Annotated in this window: 19 protein-coding genes; 12 read left to right on the plus strand and 7 right to left on the minus strand. The window is 73.8% G+C overall.

Annotation, left to right across the window (positions count from 1 at the left end):
- Positions 1-24: 24 nt before the first annotated feature.
- Positions 25-1,320, plus strand: a complete 1,296-nt coding sequence (locus GGE06_RS01235) for a tachylectin-related carbohydrate-binding protein (RefSeq protein WP_116160888.1) — start codon at positions 25-27, stop codon at positions 1,318-1,320.
- 53 nt (positions 1,321-1,373) lie between these two features.
- Here GGE06_RS01235 and GGE06_RS01240 read toward each other — a convergent pair whose 3' ends face one another.
- Positions 1,374-1,571 carry a helix-turn-helix transcriptional regulator gene (locus GGE06_RS01240; RefSeq protein ID WP_184929833.1) on the minus strand — a complete coding sequence of 66 codons (198 nt, stop codon included), beginning with the start codon at positions 1,569-1,571 and terminating at the stop codon, positions 1,374-1,376.
- Between the two features lie 302 nt (positions 1,572-1,873).
- Positions 1,874-2,794 carry a sugar phosphate isomerase/epimerase family protein gene (locus GGE06_RS01245; RefSeq protein WP_184929834.1) on the minus strand — a complete coding sequence of 307 codons (921 nt, stop codon included), beginning with the start codon at positions 2,792-2,794 and terminating at the stop codon, positions 1,874-1,876.
- 170 nt (positions 2,795-2,964) lie between these two features.
- Between GGE06_RS01245 and iolC the strand changes: the two genes are divergently transcribed.
- From iolC to mmsA, 4 genes are all read left to right on the plus strand, one after another.
- On the plus strand, positions 2,965-3,912 hold the full coding sequence (gene iolC / locus GGE06_RS01250; protein ID WP_184930159.1) for a 5-dehydro-2-deoxygluconokinase: 948 nt from the start codon (positions 2,965-2,967) through the stop codon (positions 3,910-3,912).
- A 198-nt stretch (positions 3,913-4,110) separates the two neighbouring features.
- Positions 4,111-4,935, plus strand: a complete 825-nt coding sequence (gene iolB / locus GGE06_RS01255) for a 5-deoxy-glucuronate isomerase (protein WP_116165528.1) — start codon at positions 4,111-4,113, stop codon at positions 4,933-4,935.
- Positions 4,932-6,782: a 3D-(3,5/4)-trihydroxycyclohexane-1,2-dione acylhydrolase (decyclizing) gene (gene iolD, locus GGE06_RS01260; RefSeq protein WP_184929835.1), complete on the plus strand. Its 1,851-nt coding sequence runs from the start codon at positions 4,932-4,934 to the stop codon at positions 6,780-6,782. The genes iolB and iolD overlap by 4 nt, the downstream gene beginning before the upstream one ends.
- A gap of 24 nt (positions 6,783-6,806) precedes the next feature.
- Entirely contained in the window at positions 6,807-8,315 is a 1,509-nt protein-coding gene (gene mmsA / locus GGE06_RS01265) for a CoA-acylating methylmalonate-semialdehyde dehydrogenase (RefSeq protein ID WP_116160892.1), read from the plus strand.
- Positions 8,316-8,379: 64 nt separating this feature from the next.
- Here mmsA and GGE06_RS01270 read toward each other — a convergent pair whose 3' ends face one another.
- Entirely contained in the window at positions 8,380-8,802 is a 423-nt protein-coding gene (locus GGE06_RS01270) for a GNAT family N-acetyltransferase (protein ID WP_116160893.1), read from the minus strand.
- A gap of 128 nt (positions 8,803-8,930) precedes the next feature.
- Here GGE06_RS01270 and GGE06_RS01275 point away from each other — a divergent pair, with 128 nt between their 5' ends.
- Together GGE06_RS01275 and GGE06_RS01280 are read left to right on the plus strand one after the other, a co-directional pair.
- Complete coding sequence (locus GGE06_RS01275; RefSeq protein ID WP_184929836.1) at positions 8,931-11,612, plus strand: CocE/NonD family hydrolase; 2,682 nt, start codon at positions 8,931-8,933, stop codon at positions 11,610-11,612.
- Entirely contained in the window at positions 11,609-12,484 is an 876-nt protein-coding gene (locus tag GGE06_RS01280) for an ABC transporter permease (RefSeq protein WP_116160895.1), read from the plus strand. The genes GGE06_RS01275 and GGE06_RS01280 overlap by 4 nt, the downstream gene beginning before the upstream one ends.
- Before the next feature lie 3 nt (positions 12,485-12,487).
- On the opposite strand, the gene GGE06_RS01285 is transcribed toward GGE06_RS01280, so the two are convergent.
- Positions 12,488-13,207: a helix-turn-helix domain-containing protein gene (locus GGE06_RS01285; RefSeq protein ID WP_116160896.1), complete on the minus strand. Its 720-nt coding sequence runs from the start codon at positions 13,205-13,207 to the stop codon at positions 12,488-12,490.
- 270 nt (positions 13,208-13,477) lie between these two features.
- Here GGE06_RS01285 and GGE06_RS01290 point away from each other — a divergent pair, with 270 nt between their 5' ends.
- The 3 genes from GGE06_RS01290 (at position 13,478) to GGE06_RS01300 (ending at position 17,375) form a co-directional block, all read left to right on the plus strand.
- On the plus strand, positions 13,478-13,948 hold the full coding sequence (locus tag GGE06_RS01290; protein WP_116160897.1) for an anthrone oxygenase family protein: 471 nt from the start codon (positions 13,478-13,480) through the stop codon (positions 13,946-13,948).
- A gap of 337 nt (positions 13,949-14,285) precedes the next feature.
- Entirely contained in the window at positions 14,286-15,218 is a 933-nt protein-coding gene (locus GGE06_RS01295; RefSeq protein ID WP_116160898.1) for an AfsR/SARP family transcriptional regulator, read from the plus strand.
- Between the two features lie 141 nt (positions 15,219-15,359).
- On the plus strand, positions 15,360-17,375 hold the full coding sequence (locus GGE06_RS01300; RefSeq protein WP_184929837.1) for a helix-turn-helix domain-containing protein: 2,016 nt from the start codon (positions 15,360-15,362) through the stop codon (positions 17,373-17,375).
- 22 nt (positions 17,376-17,397) lie between these two features.
- Here the strand turns inward: GGE06_RS01300 and GGE06_RS01305 are convergent, their stop codons facing one another.
- The gene (locus tag GGE06_RS01305; protein ID WP_116160900.1) at positions 17,398-18,660 is read right to left on the minus strand and encodes an IS701 family transposase; all 1,263 of its coding nucleotides are present in this window, start codon (positions 18,658-18,660) and stop codon (positions 17,398-17,400) included.
- A gap of 396 nt (positions 18,661-19,056) precedes the next feature.
- Here GGE06_RS01305 and crcB (GGE06_RS01310) point away from each other — a divergent pair, with 396 nt between their 5' ends.
- Complete coding sequence (gene crcB / locus GGE06_RS01310) at positions 19,057-19,473, plus strand: fluoride efflux transporter CrcB (RefSeq protein WP_116160901.1); 417 nt, start codon at positions 19,057-19,059, stop codon at positions 19,471-19,473.
- Positions 19,470-19,826, plus strand: coding sequence for a fluoride efflux transporter CrcB (gene crcB / locus GGE06_RS01315; RefSeq protein ID WP_116160902.1), 357 nt, complete (start codon positions 19,470-19,472; stop codon positions 19,824-19,826). The genes crcB (GGE06_RS01310) and crcB (GGE06_RS01315) overlap by 4 nt, the downstream gene beginning before the upstream one ends.
- A 9-nt stretch (positions 19,827-19,835) precedes the next feature.
- Here crcB (GGE06_RS01315) and pucL read toward each other — a convergent pair whose 3' ends face one another.
- Together pucL and GGE06_RS01325 are read right to left on the minus strand one after the other, a co-directional pair.
- Positions 19,836-20,753 carry a factor-independent urate hydroxylase gene (gene pucL, locus GGE06_RS01320; protein ID WP_184929838.1) on the minus strand — a complete coding sequence of 306 codons (918 nt, stop codon included), beginning with the start codon at positions 20,751-20,753 and terminating at the stop codon, positions 19,836-19,838.
- A gap of 205 nt (positions 20,754-20,958) precedes the next feature.
- On the minus strand, positions 20,959-22,104 hold the full coding sequence (locus GGE06_RS01325) for a winged helix DNA-binding domain-containing protein (protein ID WP_116160904.1): 1,146 nt from the start codon (positions 22,102-22,104) through the stop codon (positions 20,959-20,961).
- Positions 22,105-22,127: the final 23 nt, after the last annotated feature.

Below are 22,127 nucleotides of genomic sequence, written 5' to 3' on the forward strand. Positions count from 1 at the left end.
TCGACGGAAGCCCGGGGAAACGCCATGAGACAGCTGCGCAGAGTCCTCGTCACGGCGGGCCTCGCCCTCGCCCTCACCTCCACCGCCCTGGCCGGCGGGGCCACCACGGCCGCCGCCGCGCCCGAGCCCGGCACCCTCGTCCAGGAGGGCGGCGCGCTCGGCGTGCCGGCCGGCGAGGAGGGGCCCGTCACCACCCGGCTCACCGCCACCCTGCCGCCCGGCTTCTCCGGGACGATCCCGGGACAGCGCCTCGCCTTCCAGGCCCTCTCCGGAATCCCGGGGGACCGGCCAGGCCCGCGGATCACCTCGACCTGCGCGGTCGACGGCGGGGCCTTCGCGCCCTGCGCCTGGGACTCGCCCGACCCGGAGACGGTCGACGGCGTCTGGCTGCTGTTCGACCTGCCGGCGGCCCACGTGCCGGCCGGCGCCTCCACCGTCACGTACGACATCACCGTGGACGCCGGCTCGGACCTCGCCCAGCTCGGTCACCTCTCCACCGCAGTCGACCTGCGCGACACGGCCGGCACGGTCGTCGCCGAGGGCGAACTGGCCTTCTCCTTCGAGCAGGGGACCCCGGAGGCCTGGCTCCGGGGCTCGCTGCACGCCCGCGACCGGGACGGCGTCCTCTGGCAGTACGACGCCACCGGGTACCGCGACACCCCGCTCAAGCCGCGCAAGCGGGTCGGCGGCGGCTGGAACGCGTACACCGCCCTCACCAAGCTCGACCGCACGACCGCCGCCGGCGCGGGCGACCTCGTGGCCCGCGACCGGGACGGCGTCCTCTGGTACTACCGGGGCAGCCGGCGGGAGGGCGCGCCCTTCGAGCCGCGCCGGCGGGTCGGCGGCGGCTGGAACGCGTACACGAGCCTCGTCGGGCTGCCCGGCGGCGACCTGTTCGCCCGCGACCGGGACGGCGTCCTCTGGCGCTACCCGGGGACCGGCCTGGCCGCGCAGCCGTTCGGACGCCGGGTGCGGGTCGGCGGCGGGTGGAACGCGTACAGGAGCATCGTCGCCTTCGGGGACGGCCTGATCGCCCACACCCCGGACGGCCGGCAGTGGCGCTACGAGAAGGCCGACGACTGGGATCCGGCCGTGCCCTTCAAGCCCCGCCGCGCCGTCGGCGGCGGCTGGAACGTCTACACCGCCCTGGCCGGGACGGGCCGGATCGGTCCCTCCGCGAGCGACGGGCCGTCCCTCGCGGCCCGGACCGGGGACGGCAGGCTCGTGGTCTATGGCGTGGTGTGGTTCGACGGCAAGAGCGAGCCGTACTACCCCCGGCCCGGCGGCTGGGGCTGGAACGTCTACGACCTGCTCGTCTGAGCACGGGGAAGGCCCCCGCCGTGGGCGGGGGCCTTCGCCCGGGGCGAGCGGGGTCAGTCGCGGCGGGCCCGGTTGCCGGGGCGGCCGGCGACCCAGGCGCGGATGGTGTCCGCGTACCAGTAGGGCTTGCCCGACTCCACCTGGTCCGGTGCCGGGAGCAGCCCGTGCTTCCGGTAGGAGCGGATCGTGTCCGGCTGCACACGGATGTGTGCGGCGATGTCCTTGTACGACCAGAGCCTTCTGTCCGTCATGCCCGGTACCTCCCTGCGCGCCGTGCAGCGGCGGCGGGGGTGCCGTTCGGGGGCGCTGCGCGGCGGGCGGTTGATCAGCCTTTGCCCCGTGCAACGCCCCTCCCGACGGGAGGGCAGCGGCTGTCGAGCGCCTGTGACGCAAAGCCCGCGTAACGGAGACATACGTGACGCCGGAGGGACCCGTGTGACGGAAGCGGAACACGCGCCTGTCGGTGTGTCCGCGTGCGTCACCCCTGGTCAGAGCGGTATGCGCGGGGCCTCGCGCCGGTCATACGCCGGCCGGTCATGCGCCGGGGGACGCGTCACACACCGCACGAGCGGAGGAAGCTCCGGGTCCGCAGGGCGATCGGGTACGGCACGTCCGGCTCGCACGGGTACATGTCCTGCTCGACGATCGCGAACAGGTCCACCCCAAGCGCCGATGCGGCGGCGAGCACCGGTTCCAGCGCGGGCACCCCCGACGGCGGCTCGCACATCACGCCCCGCGCCACCGCGGGACCGAACGGCACCCCCTCGGCCGCCACCCCGGCGAGCACCTCCGGGTCGACCTGCTTGAGGTGGAGGTAGCCGATCCGCTCCCCGTACGTCTCGATCAGCTTGACGCTGTCCCCGCCGGCGTACGCGTAGTGCCCGGTGTCCAGGCAGAGCGCGACCGCGTCCGGATCGGTCGCGTCGAGGAAGCGCGCCACGCTCTCCTCGCCGTCGATGTGGGTGTCGGCGTGCGGATGGACCACGATCCGCAGCCCGTACCGCTCGCGCACCTCCCGCCCCAGACGCTCCGTCAGCCGCGTCAGATCCTGCCACTGCCCGGCCGTGAGCACGGGCTCCTCCAGGACCTCGCCGGTCCTGTCGTCCCGCCAGAACGACGGGATGACCACCAGATGCCCGGCGCCCACGGCCTGCGCGAGGGCGGCGTTCTCGGCGACGTGCGCCCAGGTCCGGTCCCAGACGTCCGGGCCGTGGTGGAGGCCGGTGAAGACGGTCCCCGCCGAGACCCGCAGCCCGCGCCGCGCGGTCTCCTCCATGAGGACGGCCGGATCGGTGGGCAGATAGCCGTACGGACCCAGCTCGATCCACGTGTAGCCGGCGCCCGACACCTCGTCGAGGAACCGCTGCCACGGCACCTGCCGGGGGTCGTCGGGGAACCACACCCCCCACGAGTCGGGGGCCGATCCGATGCGGATCCGGGACGGTGGCGACGGCTGCGGCGACGGCTTCGTCATGCCTGCCACCTTGGCCGTGGGCCGAGAGCAGCGTCAAGCGGTGGGGTCGTCCGAATGTCCGGACATGTCGTTGACACGCCTCCCGGCGGACGACTAGACCTGGGGACGGGGCCGACGGCGGTCCGACCGAGAGGTGGCGCGTGGAGACGGAGCCGTACGACCTGATCGCCATGGGGCGCCTCGGCGTGGACCTCTACCCGCTCCAGACCGGCGTCGGACTCGACCGGGTCGACACCTTCCGCAAGTTCCTCGGCGGCTCCGCGGCCAACGTCGCCGTCGCCGCCGCCCGCCTCGGCCGCCGCGTCGCGCTCGTCTCGCGCACCGGTGCCGACCCCTTCGGCGCCTATCTGCGCCGCGAGCTCAAGGGCTTCGCCGTGGACGACCGCTGGGTGACGGAGGTCGACGAGTACCCCACGCCCGTCACCTTCTGCGCGCTCTTCCCGCCCGACGACTTCCCGCTGTACTTCTACCGCCGCCCGCAGGCCCCCGACCTGGAGATCCGGCCGCACGAGCTGGACCTCGACGCGATCCGCGCCGCCCGGGTCTTCTGGGCGACCGGCACCGGCCTGTGCGCCGAACCCAGCCGCTCCGCGACCCTGGAGGCGCTGCGGGCCAGGTCCGGCCGGGAGACGACGGTCCTCGACCTGGACTGGCGGCCGATGTTCTGGACGGACCCGGCGGCGGCCCGCCCGTACTACACCGAGGCGCTGCGGCACGCGACGGTCGCCGTCGGCAACCTCGACGAGTGCGAGGTCGCCACGGGGGAGCGGGAGCCGGAGGCCGCCGCCCGCGCGCTCCTCGCCTGCGGCTCGGTCCGCCTCGCCGTCGTCAAGCAGGGCCCCGCGGGCGTCCTCGCGCTCGCCGCCGACGGGACCCGCGCCGAGGTGCCGCCGCTGCCGGTCGAGGTCGTCAACGGGCTGGGCGCGGGCGACGCGTTCGGCGGTGCGCTCGTCCACGGACTGCTGGCGGGCCGGGACCTCGCCACGACCCTGCGCCACGCCAACGCCGCGGGCGCGATCGTCGCGGGCCGCCTGGCCTGCTCCTCCGCGATGCCGGACGCGGCGGAGATCGCGGAGGCCCTCGCGACGGGCAGCGGCAGCCTGCCGGAACGGGGGTAGGGATCCGCCATGAGCCCCGACCGCCCCACCGAGCACCCCGGCCCGACCGGATCCGGCCCCGCCCGGCCCTCAACAGGCCCCGCCCCGGCCGCCGTGCGCCCCGATCGCCCCGCAACGGGCCCCGCCCCGGCCGCCGCGCGCACCGACCGCCCCGCCGCGAGCCCCGCCCCGGCCGCCGTGCGCCCCGCCCGGCCCGTCATGGACCCCGACCCGGCGCCCTCCCTCCACCTCCCCGCCGGGACCGCCGCCCGTGGCCCGTACGTCGTCGACATCGACCCCGACCGGGCCGGATGGGCGTACTCCTCCCTCCGGGTCCTCGTCCTCGGAGCCGGTGAGATCCACTCCTTCGAGAGCGGGGATCGCGAATGGGTCGTGCTTCCCCTCTCCGGTGCCTGTAGCGTGCGCGTCGACGGCGAGATCCTCGAACTCCAGGGCCGCGCGAGCGTGTTCGACGGGGTGACCGACTTCGCCTACGTACCGCGCGACACCCACGCCCAGATCGCCTCCGGCGCGGGAGGCCGCTTCGCTTTGGCAGGAGCGAAGTGCGAGCGACGACTCCCCGCCCGCTACGGCCCCGCGCCGGAGGTTCCCGTCGAGACCCGCGGCAGCGGCAACCGGGCCCGCCGGGTGCGGAACTTCGCCTCGGCCGACGCCTTCGACTGCGACCGACTCATCGCCGTCGAGGTCGTCACCCCCGGCGGGAACTGGTCCTCCTACCCGCCGCACAAGCACGACGAGCACCGCCCGGGCGCCGAGTCCGTCCTGGAGGAGATCTACTACTACGAGGTCCAGGGCCCCCACGGCCTCGCCTACCAGCGGATCTCGCCCTCCAGGCCCGGCGGCGCCGAACTGCTCGCCGAGGTCCGGGACGGCGACGCGGTCCTCGTGCCCGACGGCTGGCACGGGCCCTCGATCGCCCAGCCGGGGCACGACCTCTACTACCTCAACGTCATGGCGGGCCCCGGCCCCGAACGGGAGTGGAAGATCTGTTTCCACCCGGACCACACGGAGGGATACGCATGAGGCTCACCGTCGCGCAGGCCCTCGTCCGCTTCCTCGCCGCCCAGTACACCGAGCGCGACGGCGCCCGGCAGCGGCTCATCACCGCCACCTGGGGCATCTTCGGCCACGGGAACGTCGCCGGGATCGGACAGGCGCTGGTCGAGGAGAGGCACATGCCCTTCCACCAGGGCCGCAACGAACAGGCCATGGTGCACGCCGCCGTCGGCTACGCCCGCCAGAAGAACCGGCTCTCCGCACACGCCGTCACCACCTCCATCGGCCCCGGCGCCACCAACCTCGTCACCGGCGCCGCCCTCGCCACGATCAACCACCTCCCGGTCCTCCTCCTGCCCGGCGACACCTTCGCCGGCCGGCCCGCCGACCCCGTCCTCCAGCAGCTCCAGCTGCCCTCCGCGGGCGACGTGTCCGTCAACGACTGCCTCCGCCCCGTGTCGCGGTACTTCGACCGGGTCACCCGGCCCGAGGCCCTGATCCCGGCCGCCCTCGCCGCCGTACGGGTCCTCGCCGACCCCGCCGAGACCGGTGCCGTGACCCTGGCCCTGCCCCAGGACGTCCAGGCGGAGGCGTACGACTGGCCGGAGGAGTTCTTCGCCGAGCGGACCTGGCACGTCCGCCGCCCCCGCCCCGACGCCGCCGAGCTCGACGCCGCCGTCCGGGCCGTGCGGGCGGCCGAGCGGCCGATGATCATCGCCGGTGGCGGTGTGAAGCACAGCGCCGCCGAGGACGCGCTGCGCGAACTCGCCGACCGCACCGGCCTGCCCGTCGCGAGCACCCAGGCCGGCAAGGGCGCCCTCCCGTACGACCACCCCTGCGACGTCGGCGGCATCGGCCACACCGGCACCGACACCGCCAACGTCCTCGCCCGCACCAGCGACCTCGTCATCGGCGTCGGCACCCGCCTCACCGACTTCACCACCGCGTCCGGCACCCTCTTCCGCCCCGACACGCCGTTCCTCAACCTCAACATCGCCGCGTTCGACGCCCACAAGCAGGCCGCGCTGCCCCTCGTCGCCGACGCCCGCGAGGGCCTCACCGCCCTCACCGAGGCGCTCGGCGGCCACCGGCGGAGCAGGGCCGAGTGGCACCGCTCGAAGGCCGCCTGGCAGGAGCGGACCAACGCCGCGTACGCCGCCCCCGACGAGGACGCCCGCCCCACCCAGACCCAGGTCCTCGGCGTACTCGACACTCTGGTCGACGGCAGCGACATCCTGATCAACGCCGCGGGATCGCTCCCCGGCGACCTCCACAAGCTGTGGCGGACCCGCTCCCGGGACCAGTACCACGTCGAGTACGGCTACTCCTGCATGGGCTACGAGATCCCCGCCGCCCTCGGCGTCCTCCTCGCCGCCCCCGGCCGGCCCGTCTGGGCGCTCGTCGGCGACGGTACGTATCTGATGAATCCCACCGAGATCGTCACCGCCGTGCAGGAACGGCTCCCGCTGAAGCTGGTCATCCTCCAGAACCACGGGTACGCCTCCATCGGCGGTCTCTCCGAGGCCGTCGGCGCCGAGCGGTACGGCACCGACTACCGCCACCGGGACGGGGACGGAGGCTTCACCGGCCCCCCGCTCCCCGTCGACCTCGGGGCCAACGCGGCCTCCCTCGGGATGCGCGTCCTGCGCCCCCGTACCGTCCGTGACCTGCGGGAAGCCCTCGCGGACGCCCGGAAGGCCACGGATCCCACATGTGTCTACGTCGAGACCGAAACGGCAGACAGTGTGTCGGGCCCGCCCCCGGCCCAGGCGTGGTGGGATGTGCCCGTGGCCGAGACCTCGACCCGCCCGTCGGCGGTCAAGGCCCGCGAGGAGTACGACCGGCACGTCACCGCCCGACGCCGCCATCTCTGAAGGCCCTGTAAGGAGTAACTCGTCATGACGAAGAGCGTCCACCACTGGATCGGTGGCAAGACCGTCGAGGGCACGTCGGGCAACTGGGGCCCGGTCACCGACCCGGCCACCGGTGCCGTCACCACCCAGGTCGCCCTCGCCTCGGTGGAGGAGGTCGACGCGGCCGTCGCCGCCGCGAAGGACGCCTTCGCCACCTGGGGCAACTCCTCGCTCGCCCAGCGCACCACGATCCTCTTCAAGTTCCGCGCGCTGCTCGACGCCAACCGCGACGCGATCGCCGAGCTGATCGTCGCCGAGCACGGCAAGGTCCACTCCGACGCGCTCGGCGAGGTCGCCCGCGGCCTGGAGATCGTCGACCTGGCCTGCGGCATCACCACCCAGCTCAAGGGCGAGCTCTCCACCCAGGTCTCGAACCGCGTGGACGTGGCGTCGATCCGCCAGCCCGTCGGCGTCGTCGCCGGCATCACGCCCTTCAACTTCCCGGCCATGGTGCCGATGTGGATGTTCCCGATCGCCATCGCGACCGGCAACACCTTCATCCTCAAGCCGAGCGAGAAGGACCCGTCGCCGTCCCTGAAGATCGCCGAGCTGCTCGCCGAGGCGGGCCTCCCCGACGGCGTCTTCAACGTCGTCCACGGCGACAAGGTGGCCGTCGACCGCCTCCTGGAGCACCCGGACGTCTCCGCGGTCTCCTTCGTCGGCTCGACCCCGATCGCCCGCTACATCCACACCACCGCCTCCGCCAACGGCAAGCGCGTCCAGGCGCTCGGCGGCGCGAAGAACCACATGCTGGTCCTCCCGGACGCCGACCTCGACGCCGCCGCCGACGCGGCCGTCTCCGCGGCCTACGGCTCCGCCGGCGAGCGCTGCATGGCGATCTCCGCGGTCGTCGCCGTCGGCGCGATCGGCGACGAGCTCGTCCAGAAGATCCGCGAGCGCGCCGAGAAGATCAAGATCGGCCCCGGCAACGACCCGACCTCCGAGATGGGCCCGCTCATCACGGCCGTCCACCGCGACAAGGTCGCCTCCTACGTCCACGGCGCGGCGGACGAGGGCTGCGAGGTCGTCCTCGACGGTTCGGCGTATACCTATGAAGGTGCCGGCCACGAGAACGGCCACTGGATCGGCCTGTCCCTCCTGGACCACGTGCCGACCTCGGCCAAGGCCTACCAGGACGAGATCTTCGGCCCGGTCCTCTGCGTGCTGCGCGCCGAGACGTACGAGGAGGGCCTCGCCCTCATCAACGCCTCGCCGTTCGGCAACGGCACCGCGATCTTCACCCGCGACGGCGGCGCCGCCCGCCGCTTCCAGCTGGAGGTCCAGGCCGGCATGGTCGGCGTGAACGTGCCGATCCCGGTGCCGGTGGGCTACCACTCCTTCGGCGGCTGGAAGGACTCGCTCTTCGGCGACCACCACATCTACGGCAACGACGGCATCCACTTCTACACCCGCGGCAAGGTCGTCACGACCCGCTGGCCCGACCCGGCCGACGGCCCGACCGGCGTGGACCTGGGCTTCCCGCGCAACCACTGACGGGCCCGGCCCCGAGAACGGCCCCCGGGGTGCTGGACAGCACACCCCGGGGGCCTTCCCCGTGTCAGTCGTCCCCGCCGAACGTCCAGCCGAGCATCGCGAAGCCCCCTTCGTCGGCCGCGCCCGCCGACCGGTACGTGGCGAGCGCCGCCTCGTTGTCCGTGTCCACCGGCACCCACGCGCCCTGGCAGCCGCGCGCCCGCGCCTCCGCCACCAGCGCCTCCGTCAGCGCCCGCCCGATACCGCGCCGCCGCCGGGACTCGTCCACCGACAACTCGTACAGGCACATCTCCGCTCCCTTGTCGGGGTGCAGCATCTCGATCCCGGAGACGAACCCGGCCGGGAAACCGTCCTCCTCGTACGCGATCAGCATGAGGTGGCCCGCCGCCGCCAGGAAGCGGGCCGCCCAGTCCTCCCGGGCCGGACCGTCGTACAGGTGCTCCGCAGCCAGCAGTTCGGCCACTGTCGTCGCCTGCCTGATCTCCACGCCGTCTCCCCGTGTCCGCGTACCGCGCCTGCTGTACGCGGACCGTACTGCGTACGACCTGAGGAGGCCGTTGATTTCCGTCCGTGGGCAGCCGTGCCCCCGCCGTGGCGCCGCTTAGGCTCGACGTCATGCGACTCCGACTCCCCCGGTGGGCCGCGGTCACCGCCACGCTCGCCGTCCTCGCCGGCGCCGGCACGTGGACCGCCGTCGCCCAGGACGATCCACCGCCCGTGCACCGCGCGGACCGGATGCTCGACGTCGACGGGGTACGGCTCGACACCTCGTACTTCACCGGGGCGGGCGACGGCCGGCGGCCCGCCGTCCTCCTCGGCCACGGCTTCGGCGGCTCCAAGGACGACGTCCGCGCCCAGGCCGAGGGCCTCGCCCGCGACGGCTACGCCGTGCTCACCTGGTCCGCCCGCGGCTTCGGCGCCTCCACCGGCTCGATCGGCCTCAACGACCCCGCACACGAGGTCGAGGACGTCCGGAAACTGATCGACTGGCTCGCGGCCCGCCCCGAGGTCCTCCTCGACAAGCCCGGCGATCCGCGCGTCGGCGTCACCGGCGCCTCCTACGGCGGCGCGATCTCCCTGCTCGCCGCCGGCCACGACCCGCGCGTCGACGCCATCGCCCCCCAGATCACCTACTGGAACCTGGCCGAAGCCCTCTTCCCGAACGGCGTCTTCAAGAAGCTCTGGGCCGGGATCTTCTTCTCGGCCGGCTCCCCGGCCGAGGGCGGCTCCCCGGGCGCGGTCGGCGCCCCGGCCACGTCCACGGGCGAGGCCGCGGCCGGCTCCTGCGGCCGGTTCACCGCCGAGCTCTGCTCCCTCTACCAGCGCGTCGCCGTCTCCGGGAAGCCCGACGCCGCCGCCCGCACCCTCCTGGAAGCCCGCAGCCCGGCCGCCGTCGGGTCCAGGATCAAGGTGCCCGCGCTCCTCGTCCAGGGCCAGTCCGACTCGCTCTTCACCCTCGCGCAGTCCGACGCCATGGCCCGTACCCTCACCGCCAACGGCGCCCCCGTCGCCGTCGACTGGATCGCCGGCGGACACGACGGCGGCGACCGCGAGACCGAGCGCGTCGAGCGCCGTGTCACCACCTGGTTCGACCGCTGGCTGAAGCGCGACGCCTCCGTCGACACCGGCCCCGCCTTCCGCGTCAGCCGCACCGGCGGCGTCGACTCCACGGACGGAAGGGCCACCCTGCGCGCCGCGACCGCCGACCGCTACCCCGGGCTCACCTCCGGCACCGAGCGCATCGCCCTCGGTGGCCCGCCGCAGACCTTCACCAACCCGCCGGGCGCCGCACCGCCCGCCGTGTCGGCCGTGCCCGGCCTCGGCGGCGGACTCTCCGGACTGTCCTCCCTCGGCGTCGGCCTCTCCCTCGACTTCCCCGGCCAGCACGCGCGCTTCGACGCGAAGCCGCAGACCCGGACCCTGCGGATCACCGGCACGCCGACCGTCCCCGTCCGGGTCACCTCCACCGCCGCCGACGGTTCCGCCGTCCTCTTCGCCAAGGTGTACGACGTCGGGCCCGACGGACGGCAGCAGGTGCTGCCCGCCCAGCTCGTCACCCCCGTCCGCGTCGACGGCGCCAAGGCCGGGAAGAGCATCACGCTGACCCTGCCCGCGATCGACCACGAGGTGGAGGCCGGGCACCGGCTGCGGCTCGTCGTCGCCGCCACCGACCTCGGCTACGCCTCCCCGGCGGTCCCCGCCCGCTACACCGTCACCGTCCAGGGCCCGCTCGCCGTGCCCACCGCCCCCGGCCTCGCCACCCAGGCCGCCGGCCTGCCCTGGTGGGTGTGGGGCCTGCCGCTCCTCGGACTCGCCGGGGCCGCCGCCCTGCTGCTCACCGCCCGCCGCAAGACGACCGCGCCCGCACCCGACCCCGAACTCGCCGCCGTACCCCTCCAGATCACCGGCCTGTCGAAGAAGTACAAGGGCGGTGACAGGTACAGCGTCCGGGACCTCTCCTTCCGCGTCGAACAGGGCCAGGTCCTCGGCCTGCTCGGCCCCAACGGCGCCGGGAAGACCACCACCCTGCGCATGCTGATGGGCCTGATCACCCCCGACGAGGGCGAGATCCGGGTCTTCGGCCAGGCCATCAGGCCCGGCGCCCCGGTGCTCTCCCGCGTCGGCGCCTTCGTCGAGGGCGCCGGCTTCCTGCCGCACCTGTCCGGCCGGGAGAACCTGGACCTGTACTGGAAGGCCACCGGCCGTCCCGCCGAGGACGCCCACGTCGACGAGGCCCTGCGCATCGCCAACCTGGGCGGCGCCCTCGAACGAGCCGTCCGCACCTACTCGCAGGGCATGCGGCAGCGCCTCGCCCTCGCCCAGGCCATGCTCGGCCTGCCCGATCTGCTCATCCTCGACGAGCCGACCAACGGGCTCGACCCGCCGCAGATCCGCGAGATGCGCGAGGTGATGATCCGGTACGCGGCCGGGGGCCGGACCGTCATCGTCTCCAGCCACCTCCTCGCCGAGGTCGAGCAGTCCTGCACCCATCTGGTCGTCATGGACCGGGGGCAGCTCGTGCAGGCCGGACCGGTCGCCGAGATCACCGGCTCCGGCGACACCCTGCTCGTCACCCTGGCCGGGGAGATCGACGACGCCCTCGTCGCGAAGATCGACGCCCTGCCCGGCATCGACACGGCGACCCGCACCGACGGCGGGCTCCTGGTCCGCCTCGACGGCACCGATCCGACCGGCCTCATCGGCGAACTCGTCCGCCTGGACGTGCCGCTGACCGGCGTCGGCCCCCACCGGCGTCTGGAAGACGCGTTCCTGACCCTGATCGGAGGAGCCGCGTGACCGCCACGGCCACCCCGCCCGCCCCGTCGACGAGTGCCCCCGGCTACCGGCCCGGGCGCACCCTGCCCTTGCGCGTCGAGGCCCTCCGCCAGTGGAAGCGCCGCCGCACCCTGGTCATGGGCGGCATCCTCGTCGCCCTGCCGTTCGTCCTGATCGCGGCCTTCGCGATCGGCGGCTCCGGGGACGGCGGCCGCGGCGACCGCATCACCCTGATGGACACGGCGACGGCTTCCGGCGCCAACTTCGCGGCGACCTGCCTCTTCGTCTCGGCCGGCTTCCTCCTCGTCATTCCGGTGGCGCTGTTCTGCGGGGACACGGTCGCCTCCGAGGCGAGCTGGTCCTCCCTGCGGTACCTCCTCGCCGCTCCCGTCCCGCGCTCCCGGCTCCTCGCCTCGAAGCTGACGGTCGCCCTCGCCTACAGCGCGGCCGCGATGGTCCTCCTCCCGCTCGTGGCCCTGGCCGCGGGCACGGTCGCCTACGGCTGGGGGCCGCTCCGGCTGCCGACGGGCGGCTCGATCCCCGCCGGGGAGTCCCTGCTGCGGATCGGGATCGCCGTCGTCTTCGTCTTCGCCTCCCAACTGGTCACCGCGGGCCTCGCCTTCTGGCTGTCCACCCGCACCGACGCCCCGCTCGGCGCGGTGGGCGGCGCCGTCGGTCTGACGATCGTCGGCAACGTCCTGGACGCGGTCACGGCGCTCGGCGACTGGCGGGACTTCCTGCCCGCGCACTGGCAGTTCGCCTGGATCGACGCGCTCCAGCCCCAGCTGGAGTGGGGCGGCATGGTGAAGGGCACGGCGATCTCCCTGACGTACGCCCTGGTCCTCTTCGCGCTGGCCTTCCGCGGCTTCGCCCGCAAGGACATCGTCTCCTGAGGCCTACACCCACCCCCTCCGGGCCGCTTCCGCACCCGCGCGGAAGCGGCTCGTCGTGCCGAGGGCGGCCATCAGCTCGCCCACCCTGCGGCTGTACGTCCGCGCGGACACGCCGAGCCGGGTGGCCGCCGTCTCGTCCGTGACCCCCGACAGGAGGGCGTCGAGGACCGGGCGCAGCTGGGGCGGCAGATCGCGGGGCGGCGGCGGGGGAGGCGCCGCGGACGTCAGCTCCTCGGCCGCCGTCCAGCAGGCGTGGTGGGTCCGGACGAGGGCCTGCACCACGACCGGGTCCCGGATCAGCAGCAGCCCGTTGTACAGCAGTTCCAGGTCGAGCGGGACCGCGGCCACCGTCCGGTCGACGACGATCATCTTGAACGGGATGGCCTCCGCGAGGCGGGCCCGGCCGGGGAGCCGGAGCCCTTCGCCGAGCCGGGGCAGGGCGTGCCGCGGGACGATCCGTCTGACCTCCTCGGCCCGCTCCACCGCGGCTCGCATGCACGCTCCCGCCAGCTCCAGGAACGGCTCGGGGATCGCGAAGCCCGCGGAGGCGACCGGGTCGTCGAAGGTCAGCAGCTCGTGCCGGGTGGAGGCGGCCAGCCCGGCGAGTGCGGCACTGATCCGCCGTGCACCCCGGACCGGCCGCCCGGCGGGCCGCTGTCCCTCGGTCGCGGCCCGGTTCATCGCCGAACGGGCGAGCATCACGGAGCCCGCGCTCTCTGCCACCGCTGACCACCCCCGCCCGATCGATGTCCACTCCATGTACGCATGTGACTGCACACGGTGACAACCCCTGTTGAGAAGGATGGCGAATCCATGCCACGGCGCTTCACCCGTGTCGCCGCCGCCGCACCGGGGTCCCTCCGCAACTCCTTCGACCGCTCTTCGCGCGCTCCTCGTCCGCCCCACGCGCAAGTGCCGTCCGGAGAAGGTGAGTTGAAGCCGGGTGATCCCTACGGCTGACGTGCGCGGCGGGTGGCGGGCCAGAATGGCCGCATGGCCAACCTGCTGCTCGCCCTCGCCGTCGGAAGCACCGGGCTCTACGCCGGTTTCCTGTTGATCTTCCAGACCGGGATCATGCCCGCCCTCGCCCGCCTGACGGACCGGGAGTTCGTGACGGCGATGCGCCGGATCAACGAATGCGTCCCGAGGGCCGTCTTCCTCACGGTCTTCCTGGGCGTGGTCGCCTTTCCCGCGGCCGCCTTCCTCGTCCCCGTCGACGGGCGGACGGACGCGCAGAAGTGGCTGGTCCTCGCGGGGCTCGTCTGCGCGGTCCTCAACCACGCGGTGACCATCGCCGGGAACGTCCCGCTCAACACGGCCCTCGCGGCGTCGGAGCGGGACGCGGGCGACGACCCCTCGGCCGCCCGGGCCGCGTTCGAGAAGCGCTGGAACGGCTTCCACCGCGTCCGTACGGCCCTGATCACCCTCGCGTTCGGGCTGCTCACCGCCGCCGCGGTGCTCTAGGGCGCACCGGGGGCCCCGGAGCACCGGAGAGCCCCGGAAACCGTACCTACGCGCCGGTTTCTGGCGTGATCTCGCGGGTGACGACCCTTCGCGCATCCGAAAGAACCCTTCGAAAGCGTACCCCTGAGTCCGGAAACAGTCTTTCGGTGGGCGCAAGTTCTGCGCCACTGACGAGAACCCGATGCGAGATATTCGGGCAAACAGGGTGAATCACCACGATATCCCAGACCGTCATTCCGTACCCTCCGGTTTCTTATTGACATGGCTACAGGGGTCTTTTCTAATCATCAGGAGGTCATCCCGCGCACAGACACCGCACAGACACTGAGGGGGCAAAGTGGACGTCCGGATCCTGGGGGGACTGTCGGTACGTGAGAACGGGGTCTCGATCACCCCGACGGCGGCCGCGCCCCGGCAGCTGCTCGCCCTGCTCACGGCCAGCGCCGACCAGGTCGTCCCCGTGACGGTCCTGACCGAGGAGCTGTGGCCGTCCGGCGCGCCCCGCGGCGCCCGCGCCGAACTGCAGGCGCACATAGCAGAGTTGCGGACCCTCATCGCGGGCGCCCTGCGCGACGCCGACCCGGAGGAGCCGCGGCCCGGCTGGTCGGACCGGCGCAGCGCCGAGGCGATCCTCGTCTCCCAGCCCGGCGGCTACCGCCTCGACACCGGCGGCGGCCCCAACGACGTCTGGCAGTTCGAGCGCGCCGCCGGCGCCGGCTACCGCGCCATGGAGGCGGGCGACCTGTCCCGGGCCGCGCTCCGCCTCGGCGAGGCGCTCGCCCTGTGGCGCGGCGAACCCTACGCGGGCGTGGCCGCGGGCCCCCGGCTCCGCCGCGAGATCGAGCGCCTCGAAACGTCCCGGCTCAGCGTCCTCGACCAGTGGCTGGAAGCACAGCTGGGCCTCGGTCGGCATGCCGAACTCGTCTCCGAGCTCACCGCGCTCGTCGCCCGCTACCGCACCAACGAGCCCCTCCACGCCCACCTCATGGTCGCGCTGCTGCGCTGCGGACAGCACGACGAGGCCCTCGTCGTGTACGAGCGGCTGCGCGCGGCCCTCAAGGCCGAGACCGGCATGGAACCCTCGGCGCGGCTCCGCCGGCTCCAGCGCTCGGTCCTCGCCGTCCGGGACACCGCCGGACGCCCCTCGTACGGCCCGCGGATCCCCGCCCAGTACGTCCCCAGCCGGCACGTCCCGGCCCCCTACGTCCCCGCCCAGTACGGCACCGCGCAGTACGGGCCCGCGCGCTCGCGGCTCGTCCCGGCGGTCTGACCGCCCGTCCGACCGCCGGTCAAGGGGAATGAAGTGCGGCAACTCACCGTTGACCGACTCCCGAAGCCGAATTATTTTCGGCGAGCAGGACGGGTTTCCTCCTAGGTGCCCGATTTCGCTCGACCACGGGGGGCAGGGGCCATGACGGTGTACGGCGCGGACGGAGCCGGTGGTGCCGACGCGCTGCTCACGGTCCTCGAACTCCTCGCCCGGCAGGCCCCGCCCGCCCAGTTCGACGCCGTCCTCGACGAGGCCCGGCGCACCGGACTGACCGGCGCGGAACTCCACCGCCTGGAGCGGGCCGTGACCCTCGCCGACCAGGTCCGCGCGGGACACGAGCGCGACGCCCGCCGCGGGGCCGGACTCGCCAGCCTCACCGACACCGCCCGCGACCTCACCCTCTCCTACGACCTCGACAGCCTGCTGCGCGTCATCACCCGCCGCGCCCGGCGGCTCCTCGGCCTCGACCTCGCCTATGTGACCCTGCGCGGCCCGCACGGCGCCAGCTTCGTCCACACCTCCGAGGGCTCCCGCACCGCGACCGGGCCCGGCGCGCGCCTCACCCCCGGACTCCGGATCGCCGAGGGGTACGGACTCGGCGGCGCCGTCCACCTCCACGGCGAACCCGTCTGGACCGCCGACTACCTCGCCGACGAGCGCTTCGCCCCCTCCGGCTCCCTCGACGCCGGCGTCCACGCCCCCGCCTTCGACGAGGCCGCCGAATCCGCCCTGCGCGCCGAGGGCGTCCACGCGATCGTCGCCGCGCCGCTGCGCAGCGGGGACACCGTCGTCGGCGTCCTGTACGGAGCGGACCGGCGCGTCCGCCACCACACCCCGGACGAGATCAGCCTCCTCGGGGGCCTCGCCGACCTCGCCGCCCTCGCCGTCGAGAAGGCCGGACTGATCGACCGCACCCGGGCCGAGGTCACCGAACTGGAGCGGGACAGCGCCCGGGTGCGCACCAGCCTCGCCCGGATGCGGCACGTCAGCGAGGCCCACGGCCGCATCATGAACCTCGTCCTCGCCGGCGGCGACCTGTGCAACGTCGCCAAGGCGGCCGCCGACGCCCTCGACGGGACCGTGCTGATCCGCGATCCCGGCGGCCGGCCCCTCGCCGCCGCAGGAGACATCCCCGGCCTCGACGAGGAGGCCGTCGCCAAGGCCTCCCTCGACGCCCACGCCCGCCGCCGCCCCGTCCTCACCGACGACGACACCTGGGTCGCGCCCGTCATCGCCGGCTCCGAGGACCTCGGCGGCCTCGTCATCCGCGCCGCAGGCGGGCTCACCGGCGAGGACGAACGCCTCCTCGAACTCGCGGCCCAGTGCGTCGCCTTCCTCCTCCTGATGCGCCGCTCCACCGCCGTCGCCGAAGGACCCGTCCGCGACGAGCTCCTCGACGACCTCATCGCCGACCCGCCGCACGCACCGCAGCACATCGCCCAGCGGGCCCGCCGCCTCGGCGTCGACCTGCGCCGGCCGCACGTCCTCGTGCTCGCCCGGCCCGAGGGCGGCGAGCAGGGCCGGGCGGTGGTGTGGGCGTCCTCGTACGCGTACCGGCTCTCCGGCCTCAAGACCGTGCAGGGCGGCTGCATCGTGCTGCTGCTCCCCGGCATCGACGCCTCGGCCGCCGCCAAGGCCGTCTCCGCCGAGCTGTCACCGCTGCTCGGGCACCCCGTCTCCGTCGCCGCCGCCGGACCCGCCGAGAGCCCGGACGGCGTCGGGCGGATGCACCAGGAGGCCCTCCGCTGCCTGGACGCGATGAGCGCGCTCGGCGGCACCGGCTCCGCGGCCTCCGTGCAGGACCTCGGCTTCCTGGGGCTGCTGCTCTCCGACGACAACGACGTCGACGGCTTCGTCGAGGCGGCGATCGGGCCCGTACTGGACTACGACGCCGAGCGGTTCACCGACCTCACCCACACCCTGGAGGCGTACTTCGCCTCCGGCGGCAGTCCCTCGATCGCGGCCGAGGCGCTCCACGTCCACCCCAACACGGTCTCCCGCCGCCTGGAGCGCATCGGCGAACTCCTCGGCCCCGAATGGCAGAAGCCCGGCCAGGTCCTGGAGGTCCAGCTGGCGCTGCGCCTCCAGCGGACCCGCGAGGTCCTGGCCCGAGGCCGTGGCCCCGCCGGGCCCGCGGGCCCCGCGGGACCCGCCTGACCCGCCCGGCCTCGTCCGGCCCTCAGCTCGCCGAGCGGCGCGAGGCGTAGCCCGTGTCGTACGCCGCGTCCCAGCCGCCGGCCATCACCGTCGCCGCGTGCGCCGCCGAGGCCAGCGTGATGTGACGGTGCCAGCCGCGGAACGAGCGGCCCACGAAGTCCCGCAGCCCCGCCCCCTCGCCGACCTCCGCGAAGTCCCGCTCCACCCGGCGGCCGAGCTTCGTGATCCGCAGCAGCGAGCCCACCGGGGAGTTCGTCAGATCGCTGATCCACACCCGGGCCGGCGCCCGGCGCGGGTCGTCCCACTCGCCGAGCAGCACGAGCGGACGCATCCGCTCCCCGCCCGGCGCGGGCAGCGCGACCCGGACGGCCGTCGCGAGCGAGGTCCGCGAGGTCCGCGCGCCCGCCACCGTGTCCACCCAGCTCACCGGCCGGCGAAGCCCCTTGAGGGACTCCAGGATCTGTATCGCGGACAGCGGGCCCGCGCCGAAGCCCGGCAGCGAGCGGTCGGCGATCGCGAGCCGCGAGCCCGGGTTGATCCGGGCCACCACCGGCACGCCCGCCCCGGCGAGCCGGGTCAGCGCCGCCCGTCCCGCGCCGCCCCGGATGTCGAGGAGCACCGGCTTGCGGGTGACGTCGGACCAGCGGGCCGTGTCGAGCGCCGCGGCGACCGCGCACTCCTCCAGGGTCTCCTCGCCGGCCTCCTGCGGGACCTCGGCGCGGTCGCGCCGCGTCCGGTCGTTCACCCAGGGGTCCGGCAGGAACAGCCGCCAGTTGACCGGCACGCTCAGCTCGTCGCTCGCGAACCACACGCCGAAGGCCTGCTGTCCGTGGAAGACCTGTCCGCGCTCCGGGTCGAAGCGCCGGTCCACGCCCACCGAGTGCTCCCCGGCCTTCGGGATCGGCATCGGCCGCACCACCCAGGCCTGCGGGCAGCTGTTGCGCTCCAGGTACCGGGCGAGCGCGGCCCGCATGGGCTGCCAGTCCCAGGTGGAGCTGGACACGAAGTGGTGCAGGCTCTGCTCGGCCGCGGGACCGCCGATCTGGGCGGCGATGTTGCGGATCGACTTGCGGCCCTGCGCCGTGAGCAGACCGTGCAGGTACTGCTCGGCCTTCAGCCGCTGGTCGCGGCGCGGGAAGCCGGAGAACAGCGCCGCACACAGCTCGGCGTAGACGTCCTCGCGCGAGTCGGCCGCGCCGCCGGAGGAGCTGACGACGCCCAGGGGCACGGCCGGGGCGACGGCCCTGGCGACGGCCCTGCGCTTGGTTGCGACGGATGTACTCACGACACTCCTGCCCTCAGGTTGCGCAGCTCCCTCCCGCTGCTCCACCACCCTCACCCGGGTTCGCACGCGAGGACGAGGTGTACCCGGCACCCGAATCGGCCGCCGGATGGTGACCCGGTCACCGTCGGTCGTGTCTCCGCAGGTCAGAGGCCCCCTCACGGGGTCCCCGCGGACCTCCGCCGTGGCGATCCGGAATACCCCGAGGGGGGATCTGACAGATTCGCCGGCCCGGCTTTGACCCGTCGCACGGCACGGCCGGACCATCGCAGAGCGAGGCTGCACGGGCCGGAACCCGGTTAATGCCCCAGGCCGGGATCCGCGCCTGTGCGCCTCGCCTCCACGTCGTCGTACGGCCCTCAGACGGGCCCCGCCCCCCGCTCTCGTACTGTGGGGCGCATGAGGCTGCGCAAGGAACTGCCGGTCGTCGCGGTGGTCGCCGCCGGCGGCGCCCTCGGCGCGGTCGCGCGCTACGCCGCCTCGCTCGCCTGGCCCACCCCCGCCGGCGCCTTCCCCTGGACGATCCTCACGGTCAACGCGTCCGGCTGCGCGGTCCTCGGCGTCCTCATGGTCCTCCTCACCGAGACCACGACCGCCCCGCACCCGCTGCTCCGGCCCTTCCTCGGCACAGGCTTCTGCGGCGGGTTCACCACCTTCTCCACGGCGAACCTCGACACCCAGAGCCTGCTGAGCGCGGGCGATCCCACGCGGGGCCTGCTCTACCTGGGCGGGACCCTGCTCACCGCCCTCGCCGCCGTCGCGGCGGGCGTCACCGCCGCCCGGGCGCTCGTACGGGCCCGGGGGAGGCACGCGTGAACTGGCTGCTCGTCGTGGCCGGGGCCGTCGTCGGCGCCCCCCTGCGCTATCTCACCGACCGCGCGGTCCAGGCGCGCCACGACTCGGTCTTCCCCTGGGGCACCTTCGTCGTCAACGTGGTCGGCTCGTTCGTCCTCGGACTCCTGACCGGCGTCACCTCGGCGCAGGCGCATCTGCTGCTCGGCACGGGCCTGTGCGGCGCCCTCACCACGTACTCCACCTTCTCGTACGAGACGTTCCGGCTGTACGAGAACGGGGCGAAGGGCTTCGCGGCGCTGAACGTGACCGGGAGCCTGGCCGCCGGACTCGCAGCCGTGTGGCTGGGAGTGGAGACGGCGGCCGGGCTCGGCTGACCCCTGGGGTCAGGCGGTGATCCAGTCGCTGGTCGCGATCACCGGCTGCACGCCCTGGCGGTGGATCGTGCCCTCGATCAGGCCGTACATCCGGTCGGCCGCGAAGTACACCTCGTTGTCGTTCTTCAGCCCGAACGGCTCCAGGTCCACCAGGAAGTGGTGCTTGTTGGGCAGGTTGAGCCGGACCTCGTTGACCGTGGAGACGTGGTCGAGGACCCGGTCCGCCATCGCGTGCAGGGTCTGCTGGAGCGAGTAGCTGTACGTCTCCGCGAACGCCTCCAGCATGTGGCGCCGGACCTTCCCGTACGAGGCGTCCCAGTCGTGCTCCGCGTCCGCCGCCGCCGAGGCCGAGTTCGCCCAGCGGGCGGTGACCTTGGTGGCCAGGATGCGGTCGTACGCCTCCCGGAGCGTCGTGTACCGGTCCTTGATGAAGCCGTGGAACTCGGAGTTCGTCGAGTTCATCACCGTCAGCTCCTTGAGGCCCGACAGGACCTGGAGCCCGGTGGTCTCCGAGTACGTGATCTGCGCCGTGCGGACCTCCTGGCCCTTGCGCGCGAAGGAGTGCTGCTCCTTGCGCGAGGGCACCGAGATCCGCTCCCAGGCGTACTCCTCGATCCGGATCTGCGCCTCGTGGATCACCTTCTGCGAGGACACGAAGTGCCGGGCGAGGAGGATGCCGAAGGCCTCGGGGGAGTCGACGCCGTGCTCCTTGGCGAAGGCGTAGACCGTGTTCTTCGTGGTGTCCGTCGGCAGGCAGTTGCCGTTGTCGCCGGTCAGATGGACGTCGCGGTACTCACCGCGCAGCGCCACCGACACGTTCAGGTCGCGGATCTCGTGCCACGCGCCGTCGTCGCCCTTGCGGGTGACCGTGACGATGCGGTTCTCGGCCTTGCCGTACTGGTTCTGGGCGAGGACGTGGTTGCTCATGTGCTGCTCAGCTCCTGCGGGTACGTGGATACGGATATCCCGTACGCCCGGCGTCCAGCGCCCTCCGTCGTCCTGGAGGCCCGCTCCCCGCCGTCCGGCCCGTGAACGGCGGACCGCCCCGGGACTGACGAGCATCCCGGTCCGTAGGTGTGTCGGCTCGAAGATATGTGCGTTCCGGCAGGCTGGCAATGGGCGGGGCGGAGCCTCAGCAGGGCAGGACCCGGGTCTCGGCCGCCGGAACGCCCTTCGCCCACCAGTGGTCGTACCGCCCGTACACCCGCGGATCGCGCGCGGCGAGCAGCGTCCCGAGCGAGGCCGCCTCGGCCGCGAGCCCCTCCCAGTCCGCCGCCGTCAGCGGGTGGAAGGCCGAGGCCTCGATCCCGCCGTCGACCGGCCGCCAGACCCCCGCCACGTACCCGTCGACGAGGAGCGTCGGCAGGGTGTCGCCGTTCACGCGGATGACCTGCTTGCGGTACGCGGGCGGTATCACCCGGCTGCGGTCCGCGTAGGCGAGGAGGACGCTGTCCCACATCGCCAGGAGCCGCGGCGGCGCCGGAACGTCCTCGCCCGGCCGCACCGCCCCGGGCACGTCGTACAGCACGGTCCCGTCGGCCCCCTCCAGGCGGTCGAGCCCACCCTCCAGGGACGCCACCGCCTCCCGTACGAGACCGCGCGGGGCCGTCGTGAACTGCGCCATGTCCGGTACGGACGCCGGCCCGAAACCCTCCAGATAGCGCCGGACCAGCACGGCCAGACCCGCGGCGGACGCCTCCGGGTCGCGGAGCACCGGCAGTTCGCCCGCCGTCACGAAGGACTGCGCCGTCCCGAACGACCACGGCGGGCCCGTCGGCACGTGCCACAGCGGCGCGTACTGCCGCACCATCCGCCAGACCACGGCCTCCACCGGCTCTCCCCGGCCCTCCTCGATGTGCCCCCGCAGCTCCGCCCCGGTCCGCGCGCTCCCGGCGTACTCCAGGAGACCGGGCAGCAGCGCGTCGGCGTCGGCGGCCGTGAACCCGGCCTTCGTGAACCGCGGATCGTGCAGCCGCGAACCCCGCAGCGTCGGCTCCATGCCCTCCCGGAACGCCCGGTAGTCCCCGGCGTGCACGAGGTGCAGCGTGAGCCGCATCAGCGTCGACCTGACGAGCTCGAAGCCGCTCACGGCCTCGTCGAGTCGCGCCGGATCGAAGCCCGCGACCCTGTTCCACAGCGCCACGTACGGCGAGCCGGGATGCTGCGCCTGCAGGCACACCACCCGCCGTACCGCCTCCGTGACGCCGAGCGGCGCCCGCTCCAGGAGCAACTGCCGGTGCAAGGTCGAGCGGTTGAGGGCGCGCGCGGTGATCACCATGGCGTGATTCTCCCTCCCGGGAC

Source organism: Streptomyces nymphaeiformis (genome assembly GCF_014203895.1).
Classification (GTDB): domain Bacteria; phylum Actinomycetota; class Actinomycetes; order Streptomycetales; family Streptomycetaceae; genus Streptomyces; species Streptomyces nymphaeiformis.